This is a genomic window from Cryobacterium sp. MP_M3, from assembly GCF_015752155.1.
GTDB lineage: Bacteria > Actinomycetota > Actinomycetes > Actinomycetales > Microbacteriaceae > Cryobacterium.
Window position 1 is genome coordinate 1 of record NZ_JADOVI010000009.1, and the last position, 17,842, is coordinate 17,842.

Sequence of the window (17,842 nt, forward strand, 5' to 3'; positions counted from 1 at the left end):
CTGGTACGACCCGAAACAAAACTGGCACCCCGCCAACCAGAACCGCGCCCGCACGGCCAGCACAACCCGGCCCTGACCCCCGGTCACGGGGTCTCTGGGTCTCGGGTCGGGGTACCGGGTCTGGGGTCTGGGGTCTCGGGTCTCGGGTCTCGACAAGCTCGACCACCGACGGTTCGACCACCGACGGTTCGACCACCGACGGTTCGACCACCGACGGCTCGACCGACGGCGGTTCAACCACCCGGGGTTCGCTTCGACCACGGCGAACCGGCGGCCCGGCCGTGACGATCAGCGGCCGGCCGGAACTGCAGTGGCCTGCGCCGGAGTGACCCGGGTCGGCCGGGTCGCCGCTTTCGCCACACAGGCGGGCATCGCGGACACGGCCGGGTGCTCCCGGCGGCGATACGCGCTCGGCGTCTCGCCGACGAGCTCGGAGAACCGTGAACTGAACGAACCGAGCGACGTGGAGCCGACTGCCAGACACGCGTCGGTCACGCTCGTCCCGGCCCGGAGCAGGGCCATGGCCCGTTCGATCCGTCGCGTCATCAGGTAGTTATAAGGGGTCTCGCCGTAGGCGGCGCGGAACTGCCGTGAGAAGTGCGCCGGCGACATGAGGGCGCGGGCGGCCATCGTCGGCACGTCCAGGGGGAGGGCGTAGTCCCGGTCGATCATGTCCCGCGCCCGCCGCAGGTACGCGAGGTCGACGAGTCGTTCGGGGTTCATGAGAGTGAAAGTAGCATTCGCCGGCGGGGCAGGGAAGAGGCGCCGGGCCGGCCCGGGCGGCGGCCTGGACTCGTGCCGACACAGTTTCCCTGCCGGTCACCTGCGGGCTCTAAACTGGGGCATCGCGTCGCGGGACCGCCACTCCGCCGCGGACGAGGAGCCTGCGTGACCCAGATCCAGCCCGACCAGAACGTGCTCGCGGCCGGAACGAAAGCCGCGCCGGTGCGTACCCTCGTCGATATCCTCGTCGAGACGGCGTCCGCCCACCCGAGCGCGCTCGCGCTCGAGGACCAGGACGGCGCCGTCAGCTACCGCGAACTCATGCGCCTGGTCTCCGAGCAGGCTGGGGAACTGAGCGCGTCTGGGGTGCGCCGGGGCGACAAGGTCGGCATCCGGATTCCGTCCGGCACCCGCGAACTCTACGTCTCCATCCTCGCCACCCTCGTCGTCGGGGCCGCGTACGTGCCGGTCGACGCCGACGACCCGGAGGAACGTGCCCGGCTCGTCTTCGGCGAGGCCCGGGTCATCGGGGTCGTCGGACGGGCCGGCCGGTTCGAACTTGCCGACACCGTCGACGAGGCGACGCTGGCCGAACGACCGCTGCCACCGGGGGACGACCTGGCGCTGGCCCACGCGCCCGGGGTCATCCCCACCCCGGACGACGACGCCTGGGTCATCTTCACCTCGGGGTCGACCGGGGTGCCCAAGGGCGTCGCCGTGACCCACCGGTCGGCGGCGGCGTTCGTCGACGCCGAGGCCGGGCTTTTCCTCCGCTCCGAACCGATCGGGACCGCCGACCGGGTGCTGGCCGGCCTGTCGGTGGCCTTCGACGCCTCCTGCGAGGAGATGTGGCTGGCCTGGCGCTACGGCGCCTGCCTCGTCACGGCTCCCCGCTCACTCGTGCGATCCGGCGCCGACCTCGGGCCATGGCTGATCGCCCACGGCGTGACGGTGGTGTCGACGGTGCCCACCCTCGCCGCGCTCTGGCCGGACGAAGCCCTCGAGCAGGTGCGGCTGCTCATCTTCGGCGGCGAGGCCTGCCCGCCGGAGCTCTCCGCCCGTCTGGTCGCCCCCGGACGCGAGGTCTGGAACACCTACGGACCGACCGAGGCCACCGTCGTGGCCTGCGCCGCGCTGATGGACGGAACCGACCCGGTACGGATCGGGCTTCCGCTCCACGGCTGGGACCTCGCCGTCGTGGATGCCGCCGGCACCCGGGTGGTGCACGGCGGCACCGGCGAACTCATCATCGGCGGCGTCGGGCTGGCCCGCTACCTGGACCCGGCCAAGGACGCGGAGAAGTACGCCCCGCACGCGGGGCTCGGCTGGGAACGCGCCTACCGGAGCGGCGACCTGGTGCGGTTCGAGCGGGAAGGCCTGGTGTTCGTCGGCCGCGCCGACGACCAGGTGAAGCTCGGCGGCCGGCGGATCGAACTCGGCGAGGTCGAGGCGGCCCTGCGTTCGCTGCCCGACGTGGCCGGCGCGGCCGCGGTCGTGCAGAAGACCCCCGCCGGAAACCAGGTGCTCGTCGGCTACCTCGCCCTCGCTGACGGGGCGACCTTCGACCGGGCGGCAGCCACCGACCGGCTCCGTGAGGCACTCCCGGCCGCGCTCGTGCCGCTGATCGCCCTCGTCGACGAGCTCCCCACTCGCATCTCCGGCAAGGTCGACAAGGCCGCGCTGCCGTGGCCTCTCCCGGCCACCAGCGGAGGGGAGGCCGCCCCGTTGACCCCCACGGCGGCCTGGCTGGCCGGGCATTGGGCCGCGATCCTCGGCGTTCCGGTCGACGGGCCCGACGCCGACTTCTTCGGCCACGGCGGCGGGTCGCTCTCCGCCGCCCAGTTCGTCTCCGCCATCCGGGAGCGCTACCCCGATACGCGCATCTCCGACGTCTACGACCATCCCCGGATCGGCGCCCTCGCCGAGGAGCTCGACGCCAGGGTGCCCCCGGCGCCGACGATCGTGCGCGAGGTCCTCCCGGTGCCCGCGCGCAGCCGGATCGCCCAGACGCTGCTCGGCATCCCTCTGCACGTTCTCGTCGGCGCGCGCTGGCTCGTCTTCCTCGCCGTGGCGAACAACCTGCTCGCGGCCTGGGCTGGGGCGACGTTCGCGCCGACCATCTCCTGGTGGTGGGTCGCCCTCGGTTTCCTGCTCTTCGTCACCCCGCCCGGAAAGATGGCCATCTCCGTCGTCGCCGCGAGGCTGCTGCTGCGCGGCGTGGAACCGGGGGACTACCCGCGGGGCGGATCCGTTCACCTGCGCCTGTGGCTGGCCGAACAGGTCGCGTTGCTCGTCGACGCGGCCAGCCTGGCCGGGGCGCCGTGGATCAGCTACTACGCCCGCGCCCTCGGCGCGGAGGTCGGCGAGGACGTCGATCTCCACGCGCTCCCCCCGGTCACGGGGATGCTGACCATCGGCGCCCGCGCGGCCGTCGAACCGGAGACCGACCTGGCCGGCTACTGGCTCGACGGGGACGTGCTCCGGCTCGGACGGGTGCAGGTCGGCGCCGAGGCGACCATCGGTGCGCGCAGCACCCTGCTCGGCGGTGCCCGGATCGGCGCCGGCGCCGTGATCGAACCGGGTGCCGCCGTCTCCGGCGAGGTGCCCGACGGTGAACGGTGGGCCGGATCGCCGGCCGTGCGGGTCGGTGCGGCCCGCGGGTCGTGGCCGGCCGAGCGTCCGCCGCGGGCCCGCCGCTGGCTGATCGCGTTCGCGGCAGGGGCGGTCGGCATGACCGCCATCCCGGCCGTGGCCGCCGGGCTCGGCGTGCTGGTGGTGGGCGCCGCCGTGGGCGACGCTGCGACACTCGCCGATGCGCTCTGGCGGGCCGCCTGGGCCACCCCGCTCGCCGTCGTGGTCGCCGGACTGGTCTACGCGACGCTGGTCGTCGCCACGGTGCGGCTGGTCGGAGTCGGCCTCCGGGAGGGGTACTACCCGGTGCGCAGCCGGATCGGCTGGCAGGTCTGGATGACCGAACGCATCCTCGACGGCGCACGCACCCTGCTGTTCCCCATCTACGCGAGCCTGCTCACCCCGGTCTGGCTGCGCCTGCTCGGTGCCAGGGTCGGCGCCGGGGTCGAGGCGTCGACCGTGCTGCTGATCCCGTCGCTGACCACCATCGCCCCGGCCGCCTTCCTCGCCGACGACACCATGGTGGCCTGCTACGAGCTCGGCGGAGGCTGGCTGCGCATCGGCCGGGCCAAGGTCGGACGAAGGGCGTTCCTCGGCAACAGCGGCATCGCCGGCCCGGGTCGCACGGTTCCCCGCAACGGGCTCGTCGCCGTGCTCTCCTCCACGCCGCGCAAGGCCAAGCGCGGCTCGTCCTGGCTGGGCAACCCGCCCGAGCGGCTGCGGCGAACCGTGACGGATGTCGACGAGGCCCGCACCTTCCTGCCGCCGGTCCGCCTGCGCACCGCCCGTGCCCTCTGGGAGGTGTTGCGGATCGTGCCGGTGATCGTCACGGCCCTGATCGCGCTCGGCGTGCTGGCCGCCCTCGACGGGCTGTGGCTCAGCCTCGGCCTCGGCTGGACGGTCGCGCTGTCGGGGATCGTCATGCTCGGCGCCGGCGCCGTCGCCGCCGGGGTCACGACGGTGGCCAAGTGGAGCCTGGTCGGACGGATCGACGCGACCGAGCATCCGCTCTGGTCGTCCTTCATCTGGCGCAACGAAGTCTCGGACTGCTTCGTCGAGATGGTGGCCCGGCCCTGGTTCGCCGCCAAGGCCGCCGGAACCCCGGTGCTCTCGGTCTGGCTGCGCAGCCTCGGCGCCCGGATCGGCCACGGGGTGTGGTGCGAGACCTACTGGCTGCCCGAGGCCGACCTGGTCAGCATCGACGACGGGGCGAGCGTCAACCGGGGCTGCGTGGTGCAGACCCACCTGTTCCACGACCGGATCATGCAGCTCGACCGGGTGCATCTCGGTGCCGGCTCGACCCTCGGCCCGCACAGCGTCATCCTCCCGGCCGCGGCCGTGGACGAGGGGGCCACCGTCGGGCCTGCCTCCCTGGTGATGCGCGGCGAACGCGTGCCGGCCGGGTCGCTCTGGGCAGGGAACCCCATTTCGCCCTGGTACCAGCCGCCGTGGCAGACTTGATCCCCATCATGCCTCAAACCCTGCTCCCGACCTTCGGCTCGGCGTCCGCCGGCGACGCCTACCTTCCCTCGAACGGGAACGGCGGCTACCGTGCCGTGCACTACGACCTCGACCTCGACTACCGGGTGGCCACGAACCAGCTTCGGGCGACCGCGACCATCACGGCCGTGGCCTCGATGCGGCTCGATCGGTTCAGCCTCGATTTCGACGGGCTCAGCGTCGACCGGGTCACCGTCGACGGGGTCAGGCCGCGAAAGGTCTCCCAGTCGGCGCGCAAGCTCACGATCACCGCGGCGACCACGATCGAGGCCGGCCAGCGGTTCGAGGTGACCGTGCGGTACCGGGGGGCGCCGCATCCGCTGCGCAGCATCTGGGGTGAGGTCGGCTGGGAGGAACTGGACGACGGCGTGCTCGTGGCGAGCCAGCCGACCGGCGCTGCCTCCTGGTTCCCGTGCAACGATCACCCGAGCAACAAGGCCTCCTTCCGGCTCCGGGTGACCTGCGAGGACCCGTACACGGTCGTCGCCAACGGGAACCTGGTCTCCCGGTCGTCCCGCTCGGGGCGCACCTCGTGGACCTTCGTGGTGGTCGAGCCGATGGCCACCTACCTGGCCTCCGTGCTGATCGGCCGGTACCGCCGCACCGACGTGGCCGCGGCCCCGGTCGCCCAGCGGATCTTCTTCCCGGCCAACCTCGCCCACGAGACCAGCGTCGACTTCGGCCGGCTGGGCGAAATGATCTCCCTGTTCAGCGGCCTGTTCGGGCCGTACCCGTTCGACACGTACTCGGTCGTCGTCACCGACGACGAACTCGAGATCCCGCTCGAAGCCCACGGCCTGGCCGTCTTCGGCCGCAACCACGTGGACGGGCTGCACGGCAGCGACCGGCTGATCGCGCACGAACTCGCCCACCAGTGGTTCGGCAACAGCCTGACCGTCGGGCTCTGGAAGGACATCTGGCTGCACGAGGGGTTCGCCTGCTACGCCGAATGGCTCTGGGCGGAGGCCAGCGGCGGCCGCACGGCCGACGAGAGCGCCGCTTGGTACCGGGCCAAGGTCGACGCGTTGCCGCGCGACATCATCGTGGGCGACCCGGGCCCGCACGACATGTTCGACGACCGGGTCTACAAGCGCGGCGCCCTGGCCCTGCACGCGTTGCGGCGGGCGCTCGGCAACGACGCTTTCTTCGGGGCGGTGCGCGCGTACACCAGGGAACGACGGCACGGCTCGGTGTCGACCGGCGACTTCGTCGAGTTCTTCACCGTGCACACGGGCAGCGGTGAGGTTCACCGCATCATCGACCGCTGGCTGTTCCGCACCGCACTGCCCAAGCTCTGACCGGGCCACGGCCGCGGGTCAGTCCGGCGGTTCGGCGGCCTCGGTCACGGGCTGCGTCAGGCCGCGGATGCGCCCCGTCGGGAGCACCCGCACGGCCGGCTCGGCCGCGGTGAACACGGCGACCGTGCCCGCCAGGCCGGGCCCGGCATCGAAGGCGGCGAGCCGGGGGAGGACGCGGGGGAGTGCGTGGCCGGGCTGGGCCCTGAGATGCGGGTGCACCTCTCCCGGCCGCGGGAGGCGGACGGTGAGCGTTCTCGGGTCTTCCCGGAGGCCGACCCCGACCGCCTTGAGCGCGGCCTCCTTGCCGGTCCAGATCTCCGCGCGGGCCCGGGCGGCGTCCCCGGCCGGCAGCTCGGCCAGTGCGGCGAGCTCGACCGGGTTGAAGGCTACGTCGTCGAAACCGGCGCGGCCGACCGCATCGACGCTCTCGATGTCGATCCCGACGGGGCCGGCGAACGAGAGCGCGACCCCGACGGTGGCTCCCGCCCGGCTGAGGCTGACGTCGAGCCGGCGTCCGGTGCCGGACGTGCCGCCCGCCGCGATGCCGGCCCCGCGGACGAACGGCCGGCCGTGGTCGGCGCCGCCGCAGGTCGGGCAGCGCCGGTCGAGCGACAGGGTGCTGGGGACGGAACCGAGAACCCAGCCGGCGGCGGCCAGCAGGAAGGCGCGGTCGGCGGCATCCGTCTCGCCGCGCGGCCCCACGACGACGAAGACATCGGGCGTTCGCTCGTCAGTCACGCCCCCACGCTAGCGGGCGGATCGGGCCGTGTCCTGCACTTCCCCGCTCGCCCCGGTGCGACACTGGAACCTGCACACGAGGAGAACCGATGGCACTGATCGACAACGCGATCTACGTGGACGGCCACCGGGCCGCGACCCCGAAGACGCTGGACGAGACCTACGAGGTCATGAAGGCGAACAACGGATTCGCCTGGATCGGCATGTACCGGCCGTCGGAGCGGGAGGTGCGCTCGGTCGCGGCCGAGTTCAGCCTGCACCACCTGGCCGTCGAGGACGCCCTCAAGGGTCACCAGCGCGCCAAGCTCGAGCGCTTCGACGACATCCTGTTCGTGGTGCTGCGCCCGGCCCGCTACATCGACGACGAGGAACGGGTCGAATTCGGCGAACTTCACGTGTTCGTCGGACCGGACTTCGTCGTCACGATCCGCCACGCCGAATCCCCGAACCTGGCCAAGGTGCGCGAACGGATGGAGTCGACCCCCGAACTGCTGGCGTTCGGCCCTGAGGCGGTGCTCTACGCCATCCTCGACCAGATCGTCGACGAGTACGGTCCCGTCGTCGCGGGCCTCGAAAACGACATCGACGAGATCGAGGACCAGCTTTTCGACGGGGACCAGAAGGTCTCCCGGCGCATCTACGCGCTCTCCCGTGAGGTGATCGAGTTCCAGCGGGCCACCCAGCCGTTGGTCGGCATGCTCGAGGCTCTCCAGCGCGGCTTCGGCAAGTACAGCGTCGACGTCGAACTGCACCACCACCTCCGGGACGTGCTCGACCACACCCTGCGCGTCGCCGAGCGCGGCGACGCGTTCCGGCAACTCCTCGACAACGCCCTGATCGTGCACAGCACCCTCGTCACCCAGCGGCAGAATGACGAGACCCGGCGGCTCTCCGAGACCAGCCTGGCCCAGAGCGAGGAAGTCAAGAAGATCTCCAGCTGGGCGGCCATTCTGTTCGCGCCCACCCTCGTCGGCACGATCTACGGCATGAACTTCACCCATATGCCCGAGCTGAAATGGGTGTTCGGTTATCCGTTCGCGCTCGGGCTCATGGTGGCGATGGGGTTCGGCCTCTACTGGGTCTTCAAGAAGAACGGCTGGCTCTAGCTCTAGCTCTAGCTCTAGCTCTAGCTCTGAGTCGAGGTCTAGGCCTGCGCGGCCCGCCAGGCGTCGACCTCGGCGGCCAGCGTCGCCTTCCCGGCGGCGTCCAGGAACGACGCCTCGATCCCGTTCCGGGCGAGCAGGGCGAGCCGGTCCGGGCCGAGCCCGAACTCGCGGTCGAGCGCGGCCAGGTTGTCGTCGATGTACCCGCCGAAATAGGCGGGGTCGTCGGAGTTGATGCAGGCGAGCAGCCCGCGGTCGAGCATCCGCACGATCGGATGGTCGGCGAGGGTGTCGATCACCCGCAGGCGCACGTTGGAGAACGGGCAGACGGTCAGCGGAATCCGCTCCCGCACCAGCCGGTCCAGGAGCACTTCGTCCTCCAGGCTGCGGATGCCGTGGTCGACCCGTTCCACGCCGAGCAGGTCGAGGGCCTGCCAGACGTACGCGGGCGGGCCCTCCTCGCCGGCGTGCGCCACGAGGTGCAGCCCGTTCGCCCGGGCGAGCTCGAAGACCTCGGTGAAAAGCTCGGGCGGGTAGCCGACCTCGGCGGAATCGAGTCCGATCCCGTCGATCCGGAAGTCGCTGGCCAGGATCTCCCCGAGCATGGCCAGCGCCTCGGCGGCCGGCCGGTCCCGCAGGAAGGTCACGATCAGCTTCGTGCTGATGCCCCAGTCCACCTCCGAGGTGTCGAGGGCGTCGCGCACCCCGCCGAGGGCGGTGAGCAGCGGGATGCCCCGGCTGGTGTGGGCCTGCGGGTCGAAGAAGATCTCCGCATGGCGCACCCCGGCCGTTCGTGCCCGCTCGAGGTAGGCGCGGGTCAGGTCGCCGAAGTCGACCCGCTCACGCAGCACGTTGAGGTTGCGGTAATACAGGTTCAGGAACGACTGCAGGTCGTCGAACTCGTACTGCGCTCGCAATTCGGGCAGGGACGCCCAGGGCAGGGTGACCCCGTTGCGCGCGGCCAGGTCGAAAATAAGCTCGGGTTCGAGGGTGCCCTCGATGTGCAGGTGGAGTTCGACCAGGGGGATTTTCATTGCCCCATTCTCGCAAGCGGAGGAGCCGGCTGCCGCCCACCCGCCGCCAGGGGCATTCCCGGGCCGATTTTCCGCGCAAATCCGGCGAAACCCGGGCCGCCTCACCGGGAAACGGGCGAGTCTGACTTAGGGTGTCGATGTGTGGCGCCTCGATAGAAAACTAGATGATGACGGCATCCTGTCGGAAATTCAGGATGCTTCCCCCGCCGACCCGCACAATCTCGCCTCGGCGCATGCGGTCAGCCTCGGCGACCCGGCCCTCTCGGTGGGCAATGTGGCGGACCCGGCCTGGCAGCGCTGGCGTGACGAACTCGCCGACGTCGGCGGCCGTTCGCCGCTGCTGCATTTCAGCGACGGTCCCCGCACCCGGATCGAGCTCAGCGCCACCCACCCGGGCGGGCTCCCGCAGTTCATCACCGGCAAGACCACCCTGCTCTCCAACCTGATCCGCGACGAACTCGCGCTGCGCAACGCGCGTCTCGCGGCCGGGGAGATCACGCAGAAGGGGATCGAACTGCGCTCGATGCGCGGCATCGAGTCGGTGCACCTCGCGATCGGCCTGGCCGAGTGGCGCCACGGCGATGTCGACTACACCGCCCCGGTCCTGCTGCGTCCGCTCGCGATCCGCCGTTACGGCCGCGACTTCGAGCTCAAGCTCAAGGGGGCGCCGTTCCTCAACCCCGAGCTGGCCCGAGCCCTGGCGGACCAGTTCCAGATCACCCTCGATGCTGACGCGTTCGTCGCCCTCGCGGTGACCAACGGTGCCTTCAAGCCGCAACCCGTGATCGACCGGTTGCGCGGGCTCACCTCCCACCTGCCCTGGTTCAACGTCGTCCCGCGCCTCGTCGCCTCGTCGTTCGCCGACGTCGGGCGGGCGCTGGCCGCCGACGCGGCCCGGCTGGAGCATCCGCTGCTCGACGCCGTCGCCGGCAACCAGAACGCGCGACGCGCCATCGAGACCGCCTACAACCCGGTCGTGCCGATCGGGCAGGATGCCCGCCCGCCGGCCACCGACACGCTCCTCCTCGACGCGGACTCCGAGCAGGAGAACGTCGTCGCCCAGATCGCGGCCGGCAACTCCCTGGTCGTGAAGACCCTGCCGGGCACCGGTGGCACGCAGACCATCGTCAATGCGATCGGCTCGCTCATCTCCCAGCACAAGCGCGTGCTCGTGGTCAGCGCCCGGCGGTCCAGCCTCGACGGCATCGCCCACCGCCTGGTGCAGGTGGGGCTGCCCGGCGTGGCCGTCACCCCGCGCACCCTGCGCCGCGACCTGATCCAGTCGATCACCCGCAACGAGAAGGCCGCCCAGCCGATGGTCGGCGATGTGGACGATGCCCTTGTGCGCCTGCGGAAGGTGCTGCTCGACTACCGCTCGGCCCTCACCCGCCGGGACAGTGCCCTCGGCGTCTCGGTGCTCGACGCCCTCGGCGAGCTCGCGCGTCTCGCCCAGCTCCCCTCGCCCCCCTCGACGACCGCCCGGCTTGACCGCCGCGCCCTCGAACGCCTGGCCCAGGGGCGCGCGGCCGCCGCTGCGACGCTGATCAAGGCTGCCGCGCTCGGTGAGTTCCGGTACGGGCCCGGCGATTCGCCCTGGTACGGAGCCTCGTTCACGTCGACCGCGGACGCGTCAGCGGCGCACCAGCTGGCCAAACGGGTCAACCAGGTCGAGCTGCCGCGCCTGCTCGAGCGCGCGGCCGGACTCGTCGGCCAGACCCGGTTGCGTCCGTTCGAGACGATCGCCGAACTCGGGATCTACCTGCGGCTGCTCCTCGACATCCGGGAGACCCTCGACAAGTTCCAGCCTGCCGTTTTCGACCGGCCGCTGACCGAGCTGATCGCCGCGACCGGGTCACGCCGGGAGTCGGCGGAGATGCCCTCATCCAGCCGCCGCCGGCTGCGCAGGCTCGCCGAGGAATACCTGCGTCCGGGCGTGCACGTCAGCGACATGAACGAGAGCCTGCGGCGCATCCAGCAGCAGCGCACCCTGTGGCAGCGCTACGTCGTCGCCGGGGTCACTCCCGAGGTCCCGGTCGGGATCTCGGATGTCCACGTCGCCTTCCAGCGCGTGTCCGAAGACCTGGCGAGCCTGGACATCCCCCTGGGCACCGCCGGCACCACCCGCCAGCTGTCCGCCCGGCCGATCAAGGAACTCATCTACACGATCTCCGGGCTCGCCGCCGAGAGCGAGGTGCTCGCCAACCTGCACGAACGCACCGCACTGCTCGCGACGCTGCGCGAGCACAACCTCGACCCTCTGATGACCGACCTCTCCCAGCGCCACGTCTCCGAGAAGGACGTCGCCGGCGAACTCGAGCTCGCCTGGTGGCAGTCCGTGCTCGAGACCATGCTCGGCGGCGACAAGGCCCTCCTGAACGCGAACACCCAGGTGCTCGACCGACTCGAGGCCGACTTCAAACTCGTCGACGAGGCGCACGCCTCCACCACCGGTCAGTTGCTCGCCTGGCTGCTCGCCGAGACCTGGAAGATCGGCGTCGTCGACTGGCCCGAGGAAGCCGACAACCTCCGCCGGCTGCTCCGCGCCGACCGGGCGACGCCCACCCGGCTGCACAAGGCGGCGCCGCACCTGGGCCGTGTCCTCGCGCCGGTCTGGCTCGCCTCGCCGTACGAGGTGGCCGGCCTCGACGATGTGATGGGCTTCGACACCGTGCTGCTGGTGGACGCCGGGGCGACCACCTTCGCCGAGAACGTCGGCGCCATCCGCCGGGGCAAGCAGATCGTCGCCTTCGGCGACCCGGTGACCCAGACCCCGTCTGCGTTCGAGACCGGGATCAGCGAGTCAGGCGACGACAGGTCGGGCCAGGACACCAACGTCGACGCCCTCCACGCCGACTCCGCCCTCGCTCGCCTCGGCGAGCTGCTGCCCACCCTCACGCTCACCCGCAGTTACCGGGCCGGCGGCGAGGACCTGGCCGAAATCGTCAACCACCGCTTCTACGGCGGCCGGATCGACTCCCTGCCCTGGGCCGGCAGCTTCCTCGGCCACGGCAGCCTCACGCTCAACTACGTCGCGGGCGGGCACGGCATGCCCGACGCCGACAGCGGGGCCGTCGAGAGCGTCGACGCCGAGGTGGCCAAGGTCGTCGAACTCGTCATGGACCACGCCGTCAAGCGGCCCAGGGAATCGCTCATGGTCATCACGGCCAGCGCCCGCCACTCGGTGCGGGTGCACCAGGCAGTGCTCTCCGCGTTCTCCAAGCGCACCGACCTGTCCGACTTCATCCTGAAGGACCGCGCCGAACCGTTCACCGTGCTCACCCTCGAGCAGGCTGTGGCGCAGAGCCGCGACCGGGTCATCTTCTCCATCGGCTACGGCCGTACCCCGCACGGGCGCCTGCTCACCAACTTCGGCTCGCTCGGCGAACCGGGCGGCGAGCGGCTGCTGGCGATCGGGATGACGAGGGCAAGGCGGGCGATGGACATCGTCTCCTGCTTTCGTCCGGCCGACATCGACGAAGACCGCCAACGCCACGGCATCCTCGCCCTGTCCCAGGTGCTCAGCGAAACCGAGGCGCGCCGCAATGAGGCGCAAGTGCCCGACGCGAGCGAGGCCATGCTCGTCGACCTCGCCCGCCGGCTCGAACGCCTCGGCCTGACCGTCTCGCTCGGCCACCGCGGCAAGCTGGCCCTGGCCGGCTCCCACGCCGGCCGTGCCGTCGTCGTCGAGACGGACGCCGTGGTCGGCCGGTCAAGCCTCCGCGAGTCGCTGAGGCTCCGGCCCGAGGTGCTGCGGCGCCTGGGCTGGCACTACCTGCGGGTGCACAGCTTCGAACTGTTCAGCAACCCCGATGCCGTCGCCGCGCGGGTGGCCGCCCTGGCCGGGGTCAAGCGGTCCCCGGCCGAATGAGCGGGGATACCCCCGCCGGCTCGGATTCCAGCAAGCCGCGGCAGGCGGTCGTCAAGCAGCCGGGGCGGTCACGCCGCGCGAAGCTGATGCCCGCGCCGGACACCGACCCCAACCCGCATCCGCCGGTGCTCCGCGAAGAGGGCGGTGTCGCGCCGGCGAGCGGGGACGCCAGGGCTGCCCGCAGCGAGAACGATTCCCGGCTCCGTCAGGACCGTCCGCCGCACTGGTAGGCGCCCGGCGCATCCGAATCCGGATCCGCGCCCGATCCGGCAGGACGCGACCGCCGGGGCGGCAGCGGGGTGCGGAACCGGGCGCGGCGACAGGATCGGCGTCGACGCGGGACTGCCGCGCCGGCCCGTTCGGCTACGGCGCTTTGGGTGCTTCGGTGGCGAGGAGGTCGCGGATCTCCGCGAGAAGGTCGAGCTCGGTGAGCGGAGCCGCGGTCTCGGCGCCGGCGGGAGCCAGGGCGGCGCGACGGCGCTCCTGGGCCTCCTTCATGCGGTTGATCGGCATCACGAAGACGAAATACACGACGGCGGCGATCAACAGGAAGTTGATGATGGCCGAGAGCACGAGGCCGAACGCCAGGTTGCCGCCACCCGGCAGGCCGACCAGCAGCGCGGTCTTCAGGCTGTCCGCGTTGAAGATGGCACCGATCAGCGGAGTGAAGAGTCCCTCGACTATGGCGGTGACGACCGCAGTGAACGCCGCGCCGATGACGACAGCGACTGCCAGGTCGATGACGTTGCCACGCATGATGAATTCTTTGAAACCGTTGATCATTGTCGTACCTCCTAGGGGGCGGCTGGGGTCGCCGCGCTCTTGATGGTAGTGGGTGGCGCGGCCGGGCTGGAGGACTTAGTTTCGGACTTCAAAGAACTAGTCGAGTTCTTCTCAGCTGGCGTGGGTGACGGTTTCGTCTTGGCCTGCTGGGCCGATTTCGCGTCGGATCGGGCGTCGTTCTGGTAGAAACCCGACCCGGTGAAGCTCACGCCGATCGATGAGAACACCTTGCGGAGTTTGCCGCCGCAGCTGGGGCACTCGGTCAGCGTGTCATCGGTGAAGGCCTGCTGGATGTCGAAGGCGGTGTCGCACTCGGTGCAACGGTAGGAATAGGTAGGCACTGGAACTCCGGGGGTGGGACCCGGGCCGCGAGCGCGGACCGTGATCTCCGATTGTGGATGTGATGTGAGAAGGCGTGTTGTGAGAATGGTTTCGGGTTAGAACGCGATGATCCGCGTGGGGGTGACCAGACCGTCGACGGGCTGGTCGTGTACTTCGCGGGGCACCTCGTCGAGGTACTCGCCGTCGAAGACGACTGCGTAGACCGGGGGGCACTTCTCCATCGACCCGAGGGTCTTGTCGTAGTAGCCGCGGCCCCAGCCCATTCGCAGGCCGGTGCGGTCGACGGCCGCCGCCGGAACGATGATGAGGTCGACGTCGTTGATCGCGATCGGACCCAGCAACTCGCCGGCCGGTTCCGGAACGCCGGCGAGACCCTCGACCTCGGTTTCGTCTTCCCCGACGGTCCAGTCGAGCAGTCCGTCGTCACGGGAGACAGGGAACAGCACCTTGATGCCCTGGGCCTCGGCCCAGTTCACGAATGGGCGGGTGTTCGGCTCGTTGCGGGCGGACAGGTAACAGGAAATGGACCGGGCGGAGAGGTCAAGGACGGTGTTCTGCAGGTTTTCGGTGAACCCGGCCGTGGCGGCATCCCGTTCCGCAGACGTCATGTTCTGGCGGCGCTCCCGCAACTCGGCGCGGAGCGCCCGCTTTCGGTGAGCGATGTCGGAGTCCATACAAGTCATCCTAGATGCCGATAGCGTAGGGGCCATGGGTACACGTATTACGAAGGCTGTCATTCCCGCTGCCGGGCTGGGGACTCGCTTCCTGCCGGCGACCAAGGCGATGCCGAAGGAGATGCTGCCCGTCGTTGACAAGCCGGCGATCCAGTACGTGGTCGAGGAGGCCGTGGATGCGGGCCTGACCGATGTGCTGATGATCACCGGCCGCAACAAGAACGCCCTGGAGAACCACTTCGACCGGATGACCGAGCTCGAGTCGATCCTGGAGAAGAAGGGCGACCAGAGCCGGCTGGCCAAGGTCAACCACGCCACCGATCTGGCTGACATGCACTATGTGCGCCAGGGTGACCCGCTGGGCCTGGGCCATGCGGTGCTCCGCGCGAGGATGCACGTGGGAGATCAGCCGTTCGCGGTGTTGCTCGGCGACGACATCATCGACGCCCGCGACCCGTTGCTCTCCAAGATGCTCACCGAGCAGGGCAACCGCAACGCGAGCATCATCGCGTTGATGGAGGTGGACCCGTCACAGATCCACCTTTACGGTGCGGCCGCGGTCGAGCCCACCGATGACCCCGACGTGGTGCGGGTGACCGGCCTGGTCGAGAAGCCGGCCGCGGAGGATGCCCCGTCGAACCTGGCCATCATCGGCCGGTACGTGCTCCGCCCCGAGGTGTTCGACGTGCTCGAGCACACCGCGCCGGGCAAGGGCAACGAGATCCAGCTCACCGACGCCCTGCAGGAGATGGCCGAAACCCCGGAGACCACCGGCGGCGTCTACGGCGTCATCTTCCGCGGCCGCCGCTACGACACCGGCGACCGCCTCGACTACATCAAGGCCATCGTGCAGCTCGCCGTGGACCGCGACGACCTCGGCCCCGACCTCCGCCCCTGGCTGCACGACTTCGTCGCCACCCTCGACTGAACGAGGCGACTCAGGCGCGGCGCCTGAGGAGCGGCGGGCCCGGCAGGTCGGCTACATTGTGTGACACACCATCGGGCATGAGGAGACGGGCAGGCAGTGGCGATCGCGATTCCGACGCTTCACGAGGGTGAAGTGACGTTGCGCCCCGTGCGGCTGCGCGACGACAAGGCGCTCGAGCAGGCGCTGATGGAGAACCGCGGCTGGCTGCGAAAGTGGGAGGCGACAAGCCCGTACGCGCCAATGTCCTTCGACACGAGGTCCAGCATCCGAAGCCTGCTCTCGCACTCACGCAGCGGGCACGGCCTGCCGTTCCTGATCGAGTACGGTGGCGAGCTCGCCGGCCAGCTGAACGTGTCCTCGATCACCTGGGGGTCGCTGTCGTCGGCGACCATCGGCTATTGGGTGGGAGAACGGTTTGCCGGCAAGGCGATCACGCCGATCGCCGTCGCCCTGGCCACGGACTACTGCTTCGGGCAGCTCGGCCTGCACCGGATGGAGATCTGCATTCGCCCGGAGAACGCGCCGTCGCTGCGGGTGGTCGAGAAGCTCGGCTTCCGCTACGAGGGCCTGCGCCGCCGGTACATCCACATCAACGGCGACTGGCGCGACCACTACTGCTTCGCCCTCGTGGCCGAAGAGGTTCGGCAGGGCGTGCTGCGCCGCTGGCGTGAGGGCGCGGTCTCCCCGGAGGCCGCCATGGTGAGCGTGCTGGACCGGGCTGCGGCGGCGCATCCGTTGCCGATCAGCGACCGATGAATTCTGCCGATCTCGGTGACACACCCTCGGTAATCAGCCGCAGATGGCCGCTGCGCTCCTAGCGTAGACAGCATGAGTAGCGAGGTCCTGGGTGGGGGAGTGATGGTGGCGGTCGCCGCTGCCCTCTGGGTGGCCTATCTCATGCCGACCTGGGCGCGCCGGCACCAGTATGTCACCACCGAGAGAAACGCCGTTCGGCTGCAGCAGACGCTGCGCATCCTCGCGGAGACCTCGGAGGTGCCCCAGCAGGTGCGCCTCGAAGCGAACGCCCGCACCGTGGTCTCCCAGCGCAAATTGCTGGCCCAGGCCGAAGACGACGCCAGGGCAGAGGCCCGCGCCGTGGCGGGCGCCGCGACGGCCGAGCGGCGTGCGGTGGCGGATGCCGCGGCCGCCGGGCGTCGTGACACGGCGGCGCGGGCCGCAGCCAACCGTTCGGAAAGGCGAGGACCTCCCATTTCAGCAAGCCTCCTGCGCTCCCGGCGACTTCGTCGCGGTCGGGCGCTCTCCACCCTTGTCCTGCTCGTCGGTGTCGTGCTCCTGGTCAGTGGTGTACTGTCCGGCGTGGCGGGCGGCACCTGGACACTGGCTGCGGTCGGCGCGGCTGCGGCCGCGCTCGCCTTCGGATCCCTGTCGCGACTGGCCCGCACGACCCGGGACGCGTCCCGGCTCCGGGGCAGCGGCACCGGCGGCGAAAATGCGGAAGCGCCGGCGAGGGCCGGCCAGCGGTTCGAGCCGGTTCAGTTCGACGAGGTCCCGGTGGTCACCCCGACCTGGACGCCCCAGCCGCTCCCGCTTCCCCTTCACCTTGCTCCTGGCACAATCGCCCAGACAGCCATGGCGTCGGCGGATGCCGCGGCCGGACTCCGGAAGGCGGCCGCGGAGGCCGAGGTGGCCAGACGCGCCGCCCAGCTCGCGGTAGCCGTCACGCCGCTCAAGCGTGGGGTTGCCGGCCGCGAAGCCGCGCCGGCCGCCGCGCAGACAGCCGCACCGGCCGTCTCTGCCGCAGCGAACCGGTTCGCGTCGATGGGCGTGGTCGGCGAGACCGCCCCGGGAATGACCGACCTCGACGCTGTGCTGCGCCGCCGCCGCGCCGTCGGCTGACCCTCCGAACTGCCGGAGTATTCGGCCCAAGGACCGCCCGAATCGAGGCGCGACGGCCGGTCTGCTCAAACGTGGTCCTCGCGCGTGATATTCTGCATAAGCGGTAAGGGGCTATGGCGCAGTTGGTAGCGCGTCTCGTTCGCAATGAGAAGGTCAGGAGTTCGAATCTCCTTAGCTCCACCGAGCACGATGAGAAGGCCCCCGGGAAACCGGGGGCCTTCTTCGTGCCGCTAATGCGGGCTGGGCGGCATCCGTCTTCGGTCTTCACTCGCCCGGCGCCCACGGTCGAACCGGAGAATTTCGCAACACGCCGGGATTCGCGCCCGCTCAGTCGGCGCGGCGCGGGTTTCTCCGTCGTGGCCG

Annotated in this window: 14 protein-coding genes and 1 tRNA gene; 9 read left to right on the forward strand and 6 right to left on the reverse strand. The window is 70.7% G+C overall.

Features of this window, described 5'->3' with window-relative positions; all coding sequences use genetic code 11:
* Positions 1-288: 288 nt before the first annotated feature.
* Positions 289-723 (reverse strand): helix-turn-helix transcriptional regulator, encoded by a 435-nt coding sequence (locus tag IWX89_RS11295; RefSeq protein WP_196903664.1) that lies wholly within the window; start codon positions 721-723, stop codon positions 289-291.
* A gap of 165 nt (positions 724-888) precedes the next feature.
* Here IWX89_RS11295 and IWX89_RS11300 point away from each other — a divergent pair, with 165 nt between their 5' ends.
* Both IWX89_RS11300 and IWX89_RS11305 read left to right on the forward strand, forming a co-directional pair.
* On the forward strand, positions 889-4,815 hold the full coding sequence (locus IWX89_RS11300) for a Pls/PosA family non-ribosomal peptide synthetase (RefSeq protein ID WP_307836523.1): 3,927 nt from the start codon (positions 889-891) through the stop codon (positions 4,813-4,815).
* 8 nt (positions 4,816-4,823) lie between these two features.
* The gene (locus tag IWX89_RS11305; RefSeq protein ID WP_196903665.1) at positions 4,824-6,152 is read left to right on the forward strand and encodes a M1 family metallopeptidase; all 1,329 of its coding nucleotides are present in this window, start codon (positions 4,824-4,826) and stop codon (positions 6,150-6,152) included.
* An 18-nt stretch (positions 6,153-6,170) separates the two neighbouring features.
* Here the strand turns inward: IWX89_RS11305 and IWX89_RS11310 are convergent, their stop codons facing one another.
* Positions 6,171-6,890: a 4'-phosphopantetheinyl transferase superfamily protein gene (locus IWX89_RS11310; RefSeq protein ID WP_196903666.1), complete on the reverse strand. Its 720-nt coding sequence runs from the start codon at positions 6,888-6,890 to the stop codon at positions 6,171-6,173.
* 89 nt (positions 6,891-6,979) lie between these two features.
* Here IWX89_RS11310 and IWX89_RS11315 point away from each other — a divergent pair, with 89 nt between their 5' ends.
* Positions 6,980-7,996, forward strand: coding sequence for a magnesium and cobalt transport protein CorA (locus tag IWX89_RS11315; protein ID WP_196903667.1), 1,017 nt, complete (start codon positions 6,980-6,982; stop codon positions 7,994-7,996).
* 38 nt (positions 7,997-8,034) lie between these two features.
* Here IWX89_RS11315 and IWX89_RS11320 read toward each other — a convergent pair whose 3' ends face one another.
* Entirely contained in the window at positions 8,035-9,027 is a 993-nt protein-coding gene (locus tag IWX89_RS11320) for an adenosine deaminase (protein ID WP_196903668.1), read from the reverse strand.
* 139 nt (positions 9,028-9,166) lie between these two features.
* On the opposite strand from IWX89_RS11320, the gene IWX89_RS11325 reads away from it, so the two are divergent.
* Positions 9,167-12,895: an AAA family ATPase gene (locus tag IWX89_RS11325; RefSeq protein WP_196903669.1), complete on the forward strand. Its 3,729-nt coding sequence runs from the start codon at positions 9,167-9,169 to the stop codon at positions 12,893-12,895.
* Positions 12,892-13,125: a hypothetical protein gene (locus IWX89_RS11330; protein WP_196903670.1), complete on the forward strand. Its 234-nt coding sequence runs from the start codon at positions 12,892-12,894 to the stop codon at positions 13,123-13,125. The genes IWX89_RS11325 and IWX89_RS11330 overlap by 4 nt, the downstream gene beginning before the upstream one ends.
* 133 nt (positions 13,126-13,258) lie before the next feature.
* On the opposite strand, the gene mscL is transcribed toward IWX89_RS11330, so the two are convergent.
* The 3 genes from mscL to IWX89_RS11345 all read right to left on the reverse strand — a co-directional run bounded on the left by mscL (position 13,259) and on the right by IWX89_RS11345 (position 14,694).
* A complete protein-coding gene (gene mscL, locus IWX89_RS11335; protein WP_196903671.1) occupies positions 13,259-13,678 on the reverse strand; it encodes a large conductance mechanosensitive channel protein MscL in 420 nt (139 codons plus the stop codon).
* An 11-nt stretch (positions 13,679-13,689) separates the two neighbouring features.
* Complete coding sequence (locus IWX89_RS11340; RefSeq protein ID WP_196903672.1) at positions 13,690-14,019, reverse strand: FmdB family zinc ribbon protein; 330 nt, start codon at positions 14,017-14,019, stop codon at positions 13,690-13,692.
* 96 nt (positions 14,020-14,115) lie between these two features.
* Positions 14,116-14,694: a 5-formyltetrahydrofolate cyclo-ligase gene (locus tag IWX89_RS11345; RefSeq protein WP_196903673.1), complete on the reverse strand. Its 579-nt coding sequence runs from the start codon at positions 14,692-14,694 to the stop codon at positions 14,116-14,118.
* A gap of 34 nt (positions 14,695-14,728) precedes the next feature.
* On the opposite strand from IWX89_RS11345, the gene galU reads away from it, so the two are divergent.
* The 4 genes from galU (at position 14,729) to IWX89_RS11365 (ending at position 17,659) form a co-directional block, all read left to right on the forward strand.
* Positions 14,729-15,622 carry a UTP--glucose-1-phosphate uridylyltransferase GalU gene (gene galU, locus IWX89_RS11350; RefSeq protein WP_196903674.1) on the forward strand — a complete coding sequence of 298 codons (894 nt, stop codon included), beginning with the start codon at positions 14,729-14,731 and terminating at the stop codon, positions 15,620-15,622.
* A gap of 96 nt (positions 15,623-15,718) precedes the next feature.
* A complete protein-coding gene (locus tag IWX89_RS11355) occupies positions 15,719-16,378 on the forward strand; it encodes a GNAT family N-acetyltransferase (RefSeq protein ID WP_196903675.1) in 660 nt (219 codons plus the stop codon).
* A 72-nt stretch (positions 16,379-16,450) separates the two neighbouring features.
* Positions 16,451-17,479: a hypothetical protein gene (locus IWX89_RS11360; protein ID WP_196903676.1), complete on the forward strand. Its 1,029-nt coding sequence runs from the start codon at positions 16,451-16,453 to the stop codon at positions 17,477-17,479.
* Between the two features lie 107 nt (positions 17,480-17,586).
* Positions 17,587-17,659, forward strand: a tRNA-Ala gene (locus IWX89_RS11365).
* Positions 17,660-17,842 lie beyond the last annotated feature (183 nt).